General features: G+C 66.6%; 13 protein-coding genes. 2 read left to right on the plus strand and 11 right to left on the minus strand.

Features of this window, described 5'->3' with window-relative positions:
* Positions 1-102: 102 nt before the first annotated feature.
* Positions 103-999 (plus strand): LysR substrate-binding domain-containing protein, encoded by an 897-nt coding sequence (locus tag ACODS9_RS04835; protein ID WP_489093396.1) that lies wholly within the window; start codon positions 103-105, stop codon positions 997-999.
* Between the two features lie 32 nt (positions 1,000-1,031).
* On the opposite strand, the gene ACODS9_RS04840 is transcribed toward ACODS9_RS04835, so the two are convergent.
* The 10 genes from ACODS9_RS04840 to ACODS9_RS04885 form a co-directional block, all read right to left on the minus strand.
* The gene (locus ACODS9_RS04840; protein WP_050705773.1) at positions 1,032-1,307 is read right to left on the minus strand and encodes a type II toxin-antitoxin system RelE/ParE family toxin; all 276 of its coding nucleotides are present in this window, start codon (positions 1,305-1,307) and stop codon (positions 1,032-1,034) included.
* A complete protein-coding gene (locus tag ACODS9_RS04845; protein WP_489093397.1) occupies positions 1,307-1,579 on the minus strand; it encodes a CopG family ribbon-helix-helix protein in 273 nt (90 codons plus the stop codon). Before ACODS9_RS04845 ends, ACODS9_RS04840 begins: the two co-directional genes overlap by 1 nt.
* A gap of 222 nt (positions 1,580-1,801) precedes the next feature.
* Positions 1,802-4,039 carry a TonB-dependent receptor gene (locus ACODS9_RS04850; protein ID WP_489093398.1) on the minus strand — a complete coding sequence of 746 codons (2,238 nt, stop codon included), beginning with the start codon at positions 4,037-4,039 and terminating at the stop codon, positions 1,802-1,804.
* A 225-nt stretch (positions 4,040-4,264) separates the two neighbouring features.
* Positions 4,265-5,227 carry a siderophore ABC transporter substrate-binding protein gene (locus ACODS9_RS04855; protein WP_401108734.1) on the minus strand — a complete coding sequence of 321 codons (963 nt, stop codon included), beginning with the start codon at positions 5,225-5,227 and terminating at the stop codon, positions 4,265-4,267.
* A complete protein-coding gene (locus ACODS9_RS04860) occupies positions 5,224-6,006 on the minus strand; it encodes an iron ABC transporter ATP-binding protein (RefSeq protein WP_023631946.1) in 783 nt (260 codons plus the stop codon). The genes ACODS9_RS04855 and ACODS9_RS04860 overlap by 4 nt, the downstream gene beginning before the upstream one ends.
* A complete protein-coding gene (locus tag ACODS9_RS04865) occupies positions 6,003-6,938 on the minus strand; it encodes an iron chelate uptake ABC transporter family permease subunit (RefSeq protein ID WP_031315945.1) in 936 nt (311 codons plus the stop codon). The genes ACODS9_RS04860 and ACODS9_RS04865 overlap by 4 nt, the downstream gene beginning before the upstream one ends.
* Positions 6,938-7,882: an ABC transporter permease gene (locus ACODS9_RS04870; RefSeq protein ID WP_046855604.1), complete on the minus strand. Its 945-nt coding sequence runs from the start codon at positions 7,880-7,882 to the stop codon at positions 6,938-6,940. Before ACODS9_RS04870 ends, ACODS9_RS04865 begins: the two co-directional genes overlap by 1 nt.
* Positions 7,879-9,648 (minus strand): ABC transporter ATP-binding protein, encoded by a 1,770-nt coding sequence (locus ACODS9_RS04875; RefSeq protein WP_489093399.1) that lies wholly within the window; start codon positions 9,646-9,648, stop codon positions 7,879-7,881. Before ACODS9_RS04875 ends, ACODS9_RS04870 begins: the two co-directional genes overlap by 4 nt.
* A gap of 2 nt (positions 9,649-9,650) precedes the next feature.
* Positions 9,651-11,438 carry an ABC transporter ATP-binding protein gene (locus ACODS9_RS04880; RefSeq protein ID WP_489093400.1) on the minus strand — a complete coding sequence of 596 codons (1,788 nt, stop codon included), beginning with the start codon at positions 11,436-11,438 and terminating at the stop codon, positions 9,651-9,653.
* A 120-nt stretch (positions 11,439-11,558) separates the two neighbouring features.
* On the minus strand, positions 11,559-12,077 hold the full coding sequence (locus tag ACODS9_RS04885; protein ID WP_038706138.1) for a sigma-70 family RNA polymerase sigma factor: 519 nt from the start codon (positions 12,075-12,077) through the stop codon (positions 11,559-11,561).
* Between the two features lie 218 nt (positions 12,078-12,295).
* Here ACODS9_RS04885 and ACODS9_RS04890 point away from each other — a divergent pair, with 218 nt between their 5' ends.
* Positions 12,296-14,404 carry a condensation domain-containing protein gene (locus tag ACODS9_RS04890; RefSeq protein WP_489093401.1) on the plus strand — a complete coding sequence of 703 codons (2,109 nt, stop codon included), beginning with the start codon at positions 12,296-12,298 and terminating at the stop codon, positions 14,402-14,404.
* Between the two features lie 66 nt (positions 14,405-14,470).
* Here the strand turns inward: ACODS9_RS04890 and basC are convergent, their stop codons facing one another.
* A complete protein-coding gene (gene basC / locus ACODS9_RS04895) occupies positions 14,471-15,790 on the minus strand; it encodes a putative histamine N-monooxygenase (RefSeq protein WP_489093402.1) in 1,320 nt (439 codons plus the stop codon).
* Between the last annotated feature and the right edge of the window lie 50 nt (positions 15,791-15,840).

Raw genomic sequence — 15,840 nt, forward strand, 5'->3', positions numbered from 1 at the left:
GCGCGGAAATACGCTGCCCCGAGTGTCTGCAACTTGAGCCAGCGGGAAAAGCACAATAAATTTGCCTTCACTATTAAAAAAACTAACAACCAAGGAATGCCCATGGCCGAAGATCGCCTGCCCCCGCTCAACGCCGTGCGTGCGTTCGAGGCCGCTGCCCGCCTGGGCAGCTATGTCGCGGCGTCCCAGGCGCTGCACGTGACCCAGCCGGCGATCGGCCGGCATGTGAAGAACCTCGAGGACTGGCTGGGTGTACGCTTGCTCGAACGCTCCCCGCGCGGGGTGACCCTTACCCTGCCCGGCGCCCATTACTACAAGGCCGCAGCGCAGGCGCTGCAGATCCTCGCCGACGCCGGTGCGCGCCTGGGGCAACGTGGTGACGAGCGCTGGCTGCGCATCCTCTGTGTGCCGGCGTTCGCCTCACGCTGGCTGACACCACGCATCGACACCTTGCGCAGCCTGCGCCCGGACCTGAGGATCGCCATCGAGCCCAATGCCACGTTCACCAGCGTGGATGCCCGCCAGGCGGACCTGGGCATCGCCTTCGGCCTGCCGGGTGAGCTGAGTGGTGTACGCGAGGTGTTGATCCGTCCGAAGGTGTTCGCGGTCTGCGCGCCGAGCTACCTGGCGCAATTGCCCGCAGGGCTGAGCGCTGCCGACCTGCCCGCCTTGCGGCTGATCCATGTCGATGACGGCACCTGGTGGAACAGCTGGTTCGCCGCCAATGGCCTGAGGGTGCGGGTCAAGGCCGATACTTCGCATATCAGCAACGATATCGTCCTGAACCTTGCCCAGCGCGGCCACGGTATCGCCCTGGCCACCGACGTGCTGGTCGGACGTGAACTGCGCGAAGGCAGCCTGGTGCGTTGCGTGGACCAGGCCGTGGCGCTGGAGAGCTACCAGTTGCTGACGCCACCCCAGCCGCCGAGTGCCGATGCGTTGTGGTTCATGGATTGGCTGGGGAGCAGCCTGCGCGAAGAGTTTCCGGACGCACTGTGAACGTGGCACCGGCTGCGCTGGTGGTCGCGGGGCTACCGATCCTCACGGGTGTGCCAGAGGCGTAGCAAGAAGAGCGTTGAGTCCGCGATCTCGTAACGCATCTCATAGTGGCCGATCTGTATCCGGCGCACATCCCGTGGCTCGAACTCTTCCAATCGTTCACCGATACGCGGATTGGCCAATAGCATTGAGGCAGCGCCGGTGAGTTGTTGGACGGTTCTCACGGCAGCCGGTTTGTTGACTGCGGCGAGAAACTCGTACAGTCGGGCGATATCGGAGAGCGCCTTGCTGGTCCACTTCAAGTCCATCAGCGGGGCACGGGCAAGGATGTATCCGTGCCGAGGCTATCGGCCCAGGCCTGAACGGCCTGATGGTCGATCACACGGTTGGCATCAACGTCAGCCAAGGCCTCGCGGGTCAGCCGGCTACGCTCTTCTTCCTGGTCGATCCAGGCTATCAGGGCTTGCTTGACGATCCAATTTTTGGAACGTTCCAGGCGTTCGGCCAGCAGATCCACCTTCTCGGCAAGTTGCACGGGCACGTGAGCCGTGACAGAGCGGGTTTTGACGGTGCTCGCCATGATGGGCGCTCCTCACTGGATTTGGCTGAAAGCTCCGCCGGTGATGAGCACCTCCATGGGTGTCCGGACTCAGCAGTTGCTCAGCATTTCGATTGAAAGTTAATCATAGTGAATAGTTTAACGTCGTCAAGGTTCTGGAAAGTTTGGCACCGGCTGCGCTGGTGGTCGCGGGGCAAGTCACATCGGCTCACCGCCGCTCCCACGCAGCCAGTGTGGAGTTGGCTAGAAATCCACCGAGGTGGAGAACAACAACGACCGCGGCGTGCCCAGCCCACCGGACAGGCCGCTGCCGTCGCCGCCGTTCCACGAGCCGATCCAGTAGGCCTTGTTGGTCACGTTCTGCACGGTGGCGCGGAAGGTCACCGGCTTGTCCGAGATCTTCAGGGTATACCGGGCCCCGAGATCGAAAATCGTGTAGGACGGCAGCGACAGGTTGTTGGCATCGGTGGCGTAGCGCCGGCCGGCATAGTTGGCGTTGCCGGTCAGGGTCAGCCCGGGCATCTCGCGCAGGTCATACTCGACGCCGAGCTTGGCCAGCACCTTGGGTACGCCGGTGGCCTGGTTGCCTTCGTTTTCCTTGCGTATCGATTTGGTCAGCTCAGCCTTGGTGTAGGACGCACCGCCCAGCAGGCGCAGGCCCGGTTCGAGCTCGCCGAAGAACGACCATTCCAGGCCACGGTTGCGCTGTTCGCCGTACACGCCGTAGATCTGCGTCAGCGGATCGGTATAGGCGCTGGGTTTCTTCACCTGGTAGACACTGACCGTGTGCGCGAAGGTGCCCAGGTCGAGCTTGGCGCCCAGTTCGTACTGTTTGGTCTGGTACGGCGCCATGATCGCGCCGGCGTTGCGCGCGTTGTCCGGGGCGATGCCACCCTGGCTCAGGCCTTCGATGTAGTTGCCGTACAGCGACAGTTCGTCGGTGACCTTGACCAGCAAGGCCGTGGCCGGTGAAACCCGGCTTTCATCGTAGGGCTTGGAAGTACGCTGGTGGTTACCGTTGTAGTTCGACGCGCGCACGTTCTGGTGGCGAGCGCCGACGGTCCACTGCACCTTGTCATCGAGGAACGACATCGTGTCGAGCAAGGCTTCGCTGCTCAGCCGGGCGCGCATGCGCGAGGTGACGTTGCCGTACTCGCCGATCTCCGGGCGCGGGCCATAGTCCAGGTTGTAGTAGTTGGTGCGGATGTTCGAAGACAGGCGCTTGTCCTTGAAACTGTTCTCGGAGTCGTAGCGGGTTGCCGCCAGCGACCAGGCGTGGTCGACCGTGCCGGTGGCGAAGCGCCCGCGCAGGCCGACTTCGCCGGACTTCTGCTCGCCATCTCGAGCCGAGCGGATCGGTGTGGCGGAGATGTCGCCGGCATCATTGAGCAGCATGCCGCTGGTCATCAGCGCGTTGTAGCCCCCTTCCCGATGGCCCCAGCCGGCGAATGCGGTGAGCGAGTCGTTGAGGTCGTACTCGCCGCGCAGCACCACGGTGTCGGTGTCGTTGACGGTGTAGCCCCACTCCGGGGCCAGCGAGTGATCGCCCTTCTTGGCCTTGGGCAGGTGGGTCACGCCGGGGCTGATCGAGGCAATGCCGAAATAGTTGACCCCGTCCATGCGTTCGCGCTGGTGGTAGTAGTCCAGCGACGCCCTCGCCCGCTCGCCGCGCCAGTCAAGGGCCAGCGACGACAGCTGCATGCGGTGCTGCTGGTCGTCCACCGGGGTGTCGCCGTCGCGGTAGACGCCATTGAAGCGCACGCCGAACTGTTTCTGGTCGCCGAAGCGGCGGCCGATATCGGCATGCATGCCAGCCAGGCCATCGGACTCGTAGGAGGCGGTCAACCGGGCCAGGGGCTCGTCGCCGGCACGCTTGGGCACGATATTGATGCTGCCGCCGACGCTGCCGTCTGGCGGCATGCCATTGAGCAGCGCCGACGGGCCCTTGAGCACCTCGATGCGCTCGGCAAGCTCGGTGGAGCCGCGCATGTTCGGCGCCATGCTCGGCAGGCCGTTGAAGGTGATGTCGTTGCCGGTGCTGTACAGGCCGCGGATAAAGAAGGTCTCGAAGATGCCGCGCTTGCTCGGCACGTAGACCGACGGATCGGTGGCACCGATCACCGAGCCGATGTCCTGGGCCTGGCGGTTCTCGATGTATTCCTTGGTGTAGCTGATGGCGTTGAACGGGGTTTCGCTGAAGTCCTTGTTGCCCATCAGCCCTACCCGGCTGCCCGAGCCGACCTGGCCCCCGGCATATTCCGGTGGCGGGGCGCCGAGGGCGTCACGGGTTTCCTGCACCAGGGTTTCCGGCAGGGTCAGGCCCTCTTCCTTTACATCGGGGGTTTGCTGCTGTGCCGAGGAGGTGCTGCGTGGCGGTTGCGCGAAGGCGTTGCCGGCGATGGCGGCCATGCCCAGCAGCACGGCCATGCGCAAGGCCCTGCGGGGCAGTTTCGGTGCCTGGGGATGTTGCAGTGGAGGCATGAGGGATTCCTTTCGGGATAGAATGGTAATGTTTCTCATTAGTCATTCCGTACGAGTCGGCGAATCCCTCAACAGAAATTACAGTCACTTGGCCACTATCGGTTTCACATCTGTACCGGCCTCATCGCCGGCAAGCCGGCTCCCACAGGAATCGCGCCTGGCTGCAGTTTCTGTGGGAGCCGGCTTGCCGGCGAATGGGCTGCGCAGCAGCCCCCTTTCAGGAAGTCAGCCCTGATATCCCTTCACCACCTCGTCCGCCACCCGCTCCAGGCAAGTCACGCTGGCGGTGCACAGGTACCAGGTCTGCGGATCGACGAACACCACATGGCCGTTCTTCCACGCCTTGGTCTGGCGCAGCAGCGGGTTGTCCAGGGTCTCGCGGTCCAGCGCGGCGCGGCGCTCCATCACGGCGGTGCGGTCGATCACGTAGAGGATGTCCGGGTCGGCCTGGTGGATGAACTCGTTGGAAATCGGCTGGCCGTGCAGGCCGGCCTGCATATCGTCGCTGGCCGGCTTGACCCCGAGGGTGTCGAAGATGAAGCCGTAGCGCGAACGCACACCGTAGGCGGTGAACGCGCCGTTGTTGTGCAGCACCACCAGCGCCTTTTCCGGGCGCCCGTCGGTCACCTTGCGCACCTGGGCCACCTTGGCATCGATGCGCGCGGCGGTTTCCCGGGCCAAGTCTTGCTTGCCGAGAATTTGCCCGACGGTCAGCAGGTGCTGCTTGGCGGTGTCGATGACATTGCCCTGGCGATTGTCCATGTCGATGTCGTAGTGCACTGTCGGCGCGATCTGGCTCAGTTCCTGGTAGCTCTGAGCCTGCAGCGGCGAGATAAGGATCAGGTCGGGCTTGAGCGCGTGCAGGCGTTCGAGGTTAGGCTGGATGGTGGTGCCGACGTCCGCCACCTTGGGGTCATCGCGGTATTTGGCCAGGAAGCCCGCCACATAGTCCTTGGCGATACCGACCACCGGCGCGCCGAGCTGGTCAAGGGTGTCCAGCTCGCTCATGTCGAAGGCCACCACGCGTTGCGGCTGGTGCTCGACCAGCGTGGTGCCCAGGGCGTGCTCGATCTTCACCGGGGCGTAGTCGGCGCTGGCGGCGCGCGCCTGCTCCGGCGGGGCCTGGTCGCAGCCCGGCAACGCGGCCGCCACGGCGGCGGCCAGGAGTATCTTGCAGATTCCGTTCATACCAGCTCTCTCGATAGTGATGGGTTGAAGTAGTTGCAGACGAAACCCTGCGCGCTGGGCAGGATCTCGAACGCCAGGCCGAACAGCGCGCGCAGGTTGGCCTCGGTGACCACCTCGGCGACCGGCCCGTGGCTGTGCACCGCGCCCTGCTTCATGGCGACGATGTGGTCGGAATAGTTGGCGGCAAAGTTGATGTCGTGCACCACCAGGATCACCGTGCGCCCCTGCTCGTCGCAGAGCCTGCGGATCGCCTGCATGATCTGCACCGCGTGTTTCATGTCGAGGTTGTTCAGCGGCTCGTCGAGCAACAGCAGGTCGGTGCGCTGGGCGATGGTCATGGCCAGGAAGGCCATCTGCCGCTGGCCGCCGCTGAGTTCGTCGAGGTAGGCGCGGCGCAGCGCTTGCAGCCCCAGGAAATCCAGGGATTCGTCGATTACCTGGTGGTCGTCGGCGGTCAGCAGGCCGCGGCTGTAGGGGAAGCGGCCGAAGGCGACCAGTTCCTCGACGGTAAGGCGCAGGTTGAAGTCCAGTACCTGGCGCAGGGTGGCCACACGCCGGGCGTAGTCGGCGATGGCGATGCGGCCGATGTCCTGGCCGTCGAGCAGGATGCGCCCGCGGCTTGCCGGCAGCAGCCGGGCCATGCACATCAGCAAGGTGCTCTTGCCGGCGCCGTTGGGGCCGATCAGCGAGGTAACCTGGCCAGCCGGGAAAGCCAGGCTCACGTCTTCGAGCACGGTCTTGTCGCCATAGGCCTTGTGCAGGTGTTCGAGGGTGATCATGGGGTGCCTCGGGTACGGACCATCAGCGCGAGGAAGTACGCGCCACACACCAGGTTGACGAGGATGCTCACGCTGGTCCGGTAGTTGAACAGATGCTCGACCAGCAGTTGGGCGAGCAGGAACATGCCGATGGCCACGGCGCAGGCCAGTGGCAGTGTCACCTGGTGCCGGGCGCTGCGTGCCAGGGCGTAGGCGATGTTGGCGACGAACACCCCCATGAACGCGGTCGGCCCCACCAGGCTGGTGGACACCGCCACCAGCACGGCGATCAGCGCCATCTGCAGGCGCAGGCAGCGGCCATGGTCCAGGCCCAGGGCAATGGCTTGGTCGCGGCCCAGCGCCAGTACGTCAAGCACCCGCGTGCCGCGCGCCACCAGCACTGCCACTGCCGCCACCAGCAGGCCCGAGTACAGCACCTGGGCCGGCTGGGCGCGGTTGAAGCTGGTGTAGCCCAGGCTCTGCAGAATCGAGAACTCCCCCGGGCTGGTCTTGAGCTGGATGAACTGGGTGAAGGTACCCAGCACCATGGTCAGCACCAACCCCAGCAGCAACAGGCGGTAGACATCCCCGCGTCCCTCGCGCAGCAGCCAGCGCTGCAGCAGCCACGAGTAGCCGAGCATCAACGCCATCGACAGCAGCGCGTTGCCCTGCGCGCCGAGCAGCGCCACGCTGCCGGTGCCCAGCCACAGCACCAGCACGGCCTGGAACAGCAGGTAGATGCCTTCGTAGCCCATGATCGCCGGGGTCAGCACACGGTTGCCGGCCAGGGTCTGGAAGATCACCGAGGACAAGGCGATGCACACCCCGGCCACCACGATCGCGCCCAGGCGCACCAGGCGCTTGGGGATCACGTAGCTGAAGTCCAGGCCCGAGCCCAGCAACAGGAACGCCAGCACCAGGGCCGGCAGCAACAACCAGGCGGCGCGGCGCATCATTTGCACTTCCACAGGATCAGTACCAGGAACAGCACACCGCCGACACTGCCGGCGGTCAGGCCAATGGGCACTTCGTAGGGGTGGATCAACAACCGGCCAAGAATGTCGCAGGCCAGCAGCAGCGCCGCGCCGCACATGGCGACGATGGGCAAGGTGCGCTTGAGGTTCTCGCCGTAGCGCAGTGCCACCAGGTTCGGCACCACCAGGCCGACGAAGGGGATCGCGCCCACGGTGATCACCGTGGCCGACACCGTTACCGCCACCAGCACCAGGCCGAGGATCGCGGTGGCCGCGTAGTTCAGGCCGAGGCTGGTAGCCATGCCCTCGCCCATGCCCAGCACAGTGAAGCGCTGGGCATATAGATAGGTGAGCACGACGATCGGCAGGATCAGGTAGATGATCTCGTAGTTGCCCTCGATCACCCGCGAGAAATCGCCCAGCAGCCAGCCCTGCATGCTCTGCAGGATGTTGTGGCGATAGGCATAGAACTCGGCAATGGCGCTGAGCACGCTGCCGTACATCAGGCCGATCACTGGCACCAGCACCAGGTTGGTGAAGCGTATGCGGCGAATGATTGCCACATACGCCAGGCTCGCCAGCAGGCAGAACACCAGGGCAAACAGCATGCGCCCGGTGGCCCCGGCACCCGGCAGCACGGTCAGGGCCACCAGGATGCCCAGCTTGGCCGCGTCGAGTCCGCCGCAGGTGGCCGGTTCGACAAAGCGGTTGCGCACGATCTGCTGCAGGATCACCCCGCAGATCGACAGGCCGACACCCGTCAGCACCAGTGCCGCCAGGCGTGGCAGGCGGCTGGCGGTGAGGGTCAGCCAGGCATCGTCGGAGGCCGACAGCAAGGCCGACCAGGACATCTGGCTGGCCCCGACCATCAGTGAAACGCCACACAGCAGCAACAACAGTGTTGGCAGCAACAACCGACTCAAGCGGTCACTCCATCGCCTGCGGCCTCACCGATGCGCCAGCCCTTGGCGGCCCGGCGCTGCTCGAGGAAGTGCGCGTACAAGCCACCCTCGGCAGCCAGCTGGGCATGGGCGCCCTGTTCGCGGATACGCCCTTCGTCCAGCACCACGATCTGGTCGGCCATGGCCACCGTCGACAGCTGGTGGGCAATGACGATCAGCGTGCGCTTGCCGCGCAACCGCGCCAGCGCTTCGGCGATGGCCGCCTGGTTCTCGGCGTCCAGCGCCGCGGTGGCCTCGTCGATCAGCAGGATTGGCGCGTCCTTGATCAGCGCGCGGGCAATCGAGATGCGCTGGCGTTCGCCGCCGGACAGGCGCGCACCGCCCTCGCCCACCGGCGTGTGCAAGCCTTCGGGCAGACGCTCGAGGATCTCCTGCACCCCGGCCAGCCGCGCCGCCTCGAGCACTTCGGCCTCGCTGGCGTCGGGTTTGCCCAGGCGGATGTTGTCGGCGATGCTGCCCTGGAACAGGTAGGCGTCCTGGAAGATCTGGCTGATCTGCCCGGCCAGCTGTTCGGCGGACATCTGCCGCACATCCACCCCGCCGACCTTGACCCGGCCCTGGGTGACGTCGAAGAAACGGGCGATCAGGCGCACCAGGGTAGTCTTGCCCGAACCCGATGCGCCGACCAGCGCCGTCATGCTGCCGGGCGCGATGTCCAGGCTGACCTCGCGCAGCACCTCTGGCTGGTCGTCGCCGTAGCGGAATCCGACCTGCTCCAGCTGCACCGAACCGTCGGCCGGCGCCTGCGGTGCGGCGGGCTCGGGCAGCGGCTCGACGGCCAGCAGCTCGGCCACCGCCTGCAACTGGCCGCGGGTGCCGCGCAGCACCTCGCTGTAGCCAGCCACATCCAGCAGCGGGTCGATGAAACGGGTCGCCAGCACCAGCGCGACCAGGGTGCCGATCACCGTTGCGTTGTCGAAGCCCGCGCCGGCCTGCTCGCCGAGCCACAGCGTGGCGACCACCAGCAACGCGGCGAAGCTGGCCTGCACCGCCCAGACGTTGAGCACCGACGACAGCGCCGACAGCTGGATCAGCTTGCGTGCCGCCTGTTGTTGCTGGGCCACGGCCTGCTCCAGGAAGCGCGTTCCGCCCTGTTCGCCATTGAAGGCACGCAGCACCGACTGCGCCTGGGCGAACTCGACCATGCGCTGGCTGGTCTGCGCGGTGTCGCGCTGGTAGCGCTGGTCGGCGCGCTGGCCAAGGCGCATTGTCGCCAGCATCACCAGGGCCAGCAGCGGCAGGCTGACCAGGGCCACCAGGCCCAGGCGCAGGTCGACCAGCAACAGCGCAACGAGGATCACCAACGGCGTCACCACCCCGGTGAACAGCGGCGTGAACACATGGGCCGGCAATTGCGCGATCTCCATCATGCCCTGGGTGGTGACATGGCTCAGGCGCGCGGTGTTGGCGGCATTGAACCAGCCCACCGGCAGCGTGCCGACATGCTCGCCCAGGCGCTGGCGGCCACCGCGCAGCACGGCAATGCCCACGGCGATGCCGGCCTTCTCCACCCGGCGCCGCAGGTACCAGCACACCACCACGCCCAAGGCCAGCAGTGCCAGCCACTGGCCGGCGGCCTCCAGCTGGTTGCCCAGCAGGTGGCGCAGGATCGGCACCAGGGTGACGATGGTCAGCCCGCACAGCACGCCATACACCAGCGCCAGGCGGATGTAGCGGCGCAGGAACACGGCGTCGTCGCCAAGCAGTCGAACGAAAGTCCCCAACATGATCAGTGCTCCTCCACCTGCGCGGTCGCCCGCGTCTTCGCATAGCCGCCGGCGGCCCACAAGCGGGCATACAGCCCGCGACGGGCCAGCAGTTCGTCGTGATTGCCGCGCTCGGCGACGGTGCCCTGGTCCAGCACCAGGATCTGGTCGGCGTGCATCACCGTATCCAGCCGATGGGCGATCACCAGCAGCGTGCGCCCCCGGGCGAAGCGCGACAGCGCCTGTTGCAGCTTGACTTCGTTCTCGGCGTCGGCCGCCGCGGTGGCCTCGTCGAGCACCAGCACCGGCGGGTCGAGCAGCACCGCGCGGGCAATGCTCAGCCGTTGCAGCTCGCCGCCGGAGAACTGCACGTCCTCGCCGATCACCGCGTCGTAGCCACGCGGCTGGGCGAGGATGCGCTCATGGATATTGGCAATCCGCGCCGCCGCCTCGATCTGCTCCTGGCTCGCCGAAGGCCGGCCCAGGGCAATGTTCTCGCGCACACTGGCATGGATCAGGCGCACGTCCTGCAGGACAAAGCCGATGCGCCGGTACAGTTGCGCGCTGTCGATCTGTCGCAGGTCGACCCCGCCCAGGGTGATACGCCCGGCACTGGGGTCGAAGAAGCGCAGCAGCAGGCGCGCCAGGGTCGACTTGCCGGCGCCCGAGGCGCCGACCACCGCCGTGACCGTGCCCGGTTCCAGGGTGAACGACACCTCGCTCAGCAGCGGATTGCGCGGGTCGTAGTGATAGCCCAGGCCCTGCACCTCGATGCGCGCATCGGCCGGCAGCTTGCCGGCGCCCTGGCCGTCGGTCTCCAGCACCGCCGTGTTCAGCAGCGCCTGTACGCGCTGGGCGGCACCGGTGGCGTTGTTCAGGTCGTGGGTGATATAGGCCAGCAACAGCAGCGGCGCACAGATGCCCGGCGCCACCAGGGCGAACGGCAGCACCTGCACCGGGGTGATCCAGCCCAGGCCGACGAACAGCGTGCCGAACGCCAGCACCACGCCCAGTACCGACACCGGCGCGATCATCGCGTTGGCATTGGCCATGGCGCTGACCAGCGGCCGGGTGAAGTCGGTGAAGGCCGCGGCGAAGGCGTCCACCGCCTCGCGGTAGCTGCCATGGGCCTTGCGCTGCCCGCCGAAGGCCTTGACCACCGGGATGCCGTTGATGAACTCGACCACCGCCTGGTTGATCCGCCCCATGCCGGCGCCGAAGGCCTGCATGTTGCGGGCGCTGGCCTGGTGGGCACGGGCGAAGAACAGGAAGAACAGCGGGAACGGCAGCATCGACACCAGCGCCATGCGCCAGTCCATGGCGAACAGGTAGACGATCGATGCCAGCACTGCCCCGGCGCTGCGCCCGAGGGTGGTGTAGAAGTGCGCGGTGAGGCTGTGCAGGATGCCGATATCGTCCTGCATGGCCTGCTTCACCTCGCCGGAGGCGCGGCTGGTGAACCAGCCCAGCGGCACCCGTGCCAGGCGGCGGATGATTGCCAGGCGCAGCGTGCCGGTGATGTGGTTGTCGGCCAGGTGGGCCACCAGGTCGCCCAGCGAAATCAGGGCCATGCCGACGAACAGGCAGCCCAGCCCCAGCACGATCACCGGCCAGGCCTGCGCGACGCCCTGTCCTTCGGCGAACGCCAGCCGGGCGACCTCGGCGATCGCGGCCAGGGGCGCCAGGCTGAGCATGGCGCCCAGCGCGGCGAGCAACCCGGCGACGATCAAGCGCCCGCGAATCGGTGCCAGCACTGCGGCGACCGGCCCCTTGGCGGGCTGCTGCACCGCCACCCCTTGTTCAACACTCATGAATGCTCCTTTTCAGCACGAAGAGCAGGCCGGGCAGCCACTTGGGCGCCCAGCCCGCCAGTCCTTCTCAACCTGTATTCCGCACGAGGCGGGCAAACCCGCAAAAAAGAATGCCCACGCTCAGGCGCCACTGCCGGTGCGATAGCGCCTGCAGGTGCGCACGCCGGCGGCGATGTACTTCTCGACCGAGGACACCGATACCCGCAACTCGGCGGCGATGGCGCGATGGGCCATGCCGTCGAGCCGGCACAGCAGCAGGGCCTGGCGGGCCTTGGGCGAATGCCGTTGCAGGGCGCTGTCGATCGCGCCCAGGGCCTCGACCACCAGCGCCCGCGCCTCTTCCGACGGCACCCGCGGCTCGGGCTGCAGGCCATGGTCCTCGAGGTAGCGGGTTTCACGTTGGCGGCGGCGGTACAGGTCGATGACCTTGCCGTTGGCGATCTGCGTCAGGTGGCAGCGCGATTGTTCCGCCGTCGGCACCTGGCCCTTGTTCATCAGGTGCAGGTAGATATCGTGGGCCAGGTCCGCCGCGTCCACCGCGTTGCCCAGCTTGCGGCGCAGCAGCTCGCACAACCAGCCGTGATGATCCTGATACAGCTGTTGCAGCTGTTGACGAAGCGCGAACGTTCCGTTGTCCACGGTACCTCTCCCTGAGCGTGGTGCATTCCAGACGGCTTCCTTTGACGTACGCCAATCTAGATGATAATTATTTGCATCTTTCTCACCATAACGAATCCTCGGGATTCACGCAATGCACCCCGGTGGTGCGAACCCTCTGCGCGGCCACTCACCGCGATCCACGGATGGCAGTGAAGGCCGACGCGGGCCTTGATCGATCGAACAGCAGGAAGCTAACCATGTTGGAACGCAACACCACCCTACCCTCGCCCCAGGTCCTGGATGAACACGAAGAACTCGCCTGGTTCGCCCAGCAGCAGCAACCCGAGCAACTGCACCGGCAACTGGGCGCCTGGCGCCTTGGGCCCACGGCCGACCTTTCGCTGCTGGCCCTGGCCGTGCAGGCGGTGGTCGAAGCCACGCCGGGCCTGAACAGCCGCTACCACTTCAGCGACGACGGCGACCTGTACAAGACCCAGGAACCCGGCTGGTACCCGTGCCTGCGTATCGAACGGAGCACGGCCGAGGGCATGGACGCCTTGCTGCGGGCGCGTCAGGCGGCGCCCTGGGATTCCACCACGCAGCCGCCGTTCGAGGCCCTGCTGCTGGCCGGCGATCACCAGGCTGCGCTCGGTCTGCTCTGCCATGCGGTGCTGCGTCAGTCGCCGCAAGCCCTGCTCGAACGCATCCGCGCCGCCTATGACGCCCAGGCCGGCGACCAACCACTGGTGCTCGAACCGTTGTCGCAGGCGCCCTCGGCGGACATCGCGCAACGCATCCTCGACGCGTTCCGCCAGGCATTGGCGGAGCCTGGCATGACCCTCGACGATGACTTTTTCGACATGGGCGGCCACTCGCTGCTGGCCACCCGGATCATCGGGCGCTTGCAGGGCGAGCATGGCATCGAACTGCGCTTCAGCGACTTCTTCGCCTCGCCCAGCGCATCGGCGCTGGCCAGCCGCGCGAAGCTGAGCCAAGGGCAAGCCAGCCAGGCCAGCGCTCAGACCGGGGATATCCAGCAGGCGCCGATGGCCCTGGCCCAGGCTTCGTTGTGGCGCGCCTGCGCGGCCTTCGACTACGGCACCATCTTCAACCTGCCCTTTGCCCTGGACTTCCATGACCCGGTGGACGAAGCGCTGCTGCAGCAGGCCTTCACCGACCTGCTGGAGCGCCATGCCAGCCTGCGCACCACTTACCATGGCGAGGGCGACGACGCCTGCCAGCGCATCGTGCCGCTGGCCGAGCTGGGCCGTTTCAAGTGGTTCTGGAACAGCGCCGAAAGCGCCGGCGCGAGCCTGGCCAGCGAGGCGAAGCACCGCTTCGACCTGGCCCGCGAACTGCCACTCAGGCTGCGCATGCTGCGTGACCCGCACAGTGGCCACCAGGTGCTGTCGTTCCTGGTCCACCACATGGCCATCGACGAGTGGTCGCTGAACGTGATCATGGCCGAACTGGCCGAGGCCTACCTGGCCCGAGCCCAGGACCGGGCGCCGCAATGGCCCGCGGCGGCGCGCACCTTCCACGAATTCGCCCTGGCCCAGAGTGCCCAGGGCCCGAACCCGCGCCACCTGGCGTACTGGACCGAGCTGCTGCGCGACGCCACCCGCGGTCTCGCCCTGCCCGCCTGCGATGACGCCACGCTGCTGCCCGCCGACCAGGCGACCACGCGTGCGCGCTGGCTGGAGCTGCGTCCCGAACCCGGCATGCTGGAACAACTGGGCGCCAGTGCCCGACTGCATCAGTCATCGCTGTTCAGCGTGATCTACACCGCCATCGCCCTGTCGCTGCACAAGCTCGGCAACCTCTCGGACCTGGTGATCGGCACCTCGGCGTCCGGGCGCACCGACCCTGCGTATTTCGACACCGTCGGCTACTTCACCACCATGGTCGCCCACCGCGTGCAGTTCGCCCCCGAACAGTCGCTGGCCGGGTTGCTGGGCGAGGTGACGCGGATGATCAACGACTCGATGGCCTATGCCGACGTACCCATGGAGACCATCCAGCAGGCGCTGGGCATGACCCCCGCCGAGGGCCTGATGTTCGATGTGTATGTGCAGATCCATGCCAACAATGCCCTCAATGGCGCGCTGCAGGCACCCCATGGCCGGGCTATCCGCTACAAGCAGATCGATCCGGACAAGAGCGAGTCGATGTTCGGCCTGCAGTTCGAGATCATGGAAGATGTGTTCGATGGCCAGCGCTCGCTGCGCCTGGTGATTACCTACCGCAGCGATCGCTACAGCGGTGCTCAGGTCGAGCGCCTGTGCGCGATGATTTCGGCGGCGTTCGGGGTGTTGGCCGAGGCGGATGGCGGCCGGCGGGCTTTGGCTTCGATCAGCTTGGCCTGACGCGCCCATCGCGGGCTTGACCCGCTCCCAAGCATGGGAGCAGGTCAAGCCCGTGGTTGCGCCCTCTCAGGTCTCCGGCAACCCATAGCGCTGGAACGACGAGCGTTGCGGCACCCGGTACTGCGCCCGCCCCAGCAACTGGTTGACGATCACCGCATTGCGCACCGGCCCCAGCCCCAAGTCCGGCGAGCCGACGCCATGCTGGAAGATCTCGGCGTTCTGCACGAACACCCGACCACTGCCGCCATCGCAACGCTGCGCGGTGAAGTCCTCGCCGACGATGCAGTCGCCGTGCGCGTCGGTGGCCAGCACCGAACCCTTGAGCTGCTCGAACCACTGCGGCCAGGCATGGGCGTAGCCGGTCGCCGCGACGACCGCGTCGGCTTCCAGCGTTGCCCGTTGCTCCAGCTGGCTGTGCCGGAAGGTCATGCGCAGCCCCGCCGAGGCCAGGTCCTCGACCGTCTCCACGTCACAGCTGGACAGCAGCGTCAGCCCAGGCTCGCGCCCGCCGATGGAGCGTTCGTAGATCAGGTCGTAGATCGCGCCGATGGTCGAGAAGCTGATGCCTTTGTACAACAGGCCCTGCTGGGCGACGATCTCCCGGCGTTTGTCCCGCGCCAGGGTGTGGAAGTAGTTCATGTACGCCGGAGTGAAACACTCCTGGCCGAGCTTGGAATACTCCATGGGGTGGAAGCCTCCCGAGCGGGTGATCCAGTGGATCGACGCCCCCGCCTCCACCTGCTCCGGGGTCAGTGCGTTGAACAGTGCCAGCACGCACTCCGCGGCGCTCTGTCCGGAACCGACCACCACCACGCGCCGGCACTGCTCCAGCTCGCCCTGACGCTTGCCGAACTCCGCCGAGTGCAGCAACGGCGCCTGGGTGCGGGTTTGCGCCCAGGCCGGCAACCATGGCCGGGTACCGAGGCCGATGGCCAGGTCGCGGCTGCTGTAGCGCCGCTCCAGGCCCGACACCGACACGCTGTCGATGACGAAACGCTCACTGGCGTTGTCGTAGCGCACGCCCGTGACCTCCTCGCCGAAATGGCAGCCCGGCAATTGGCCCGCCGCCCAGCGGCAATAGTGGTCGTACTCGCGCCGGGGCACCTGGAAGTGGTCGTAGTAGTAGAACTGGAACAGGCGGTCGTGCTGGTGCAGGTAGTTGAGGTAGCTCAGCGGGTGACAGGGGTCGGCCAGGGTCACCAGGTCGGCCAGGAACGGCACCTGCAAGGTGGTGCCGGGCAGCAGCAGGCCCTCGTGCCAGCGGAACTGCGCCTTGCGCTCGAGGAACGCGCAGCTCAGGTGCGGGTGGCGTGACAGCAGCGCGGCCAGGCCCAGGTTGAACGGTCCGATGCCGATGCCGGCGATATCCAGGTGTGCGATGTCCATATGCTCGATGATTTCCCAAGAACGATGATTGGCGCCCCGGGCCAGGCCCG

This window comes from Pseudomonas sp. FG36, assembly GCF_057809275.1.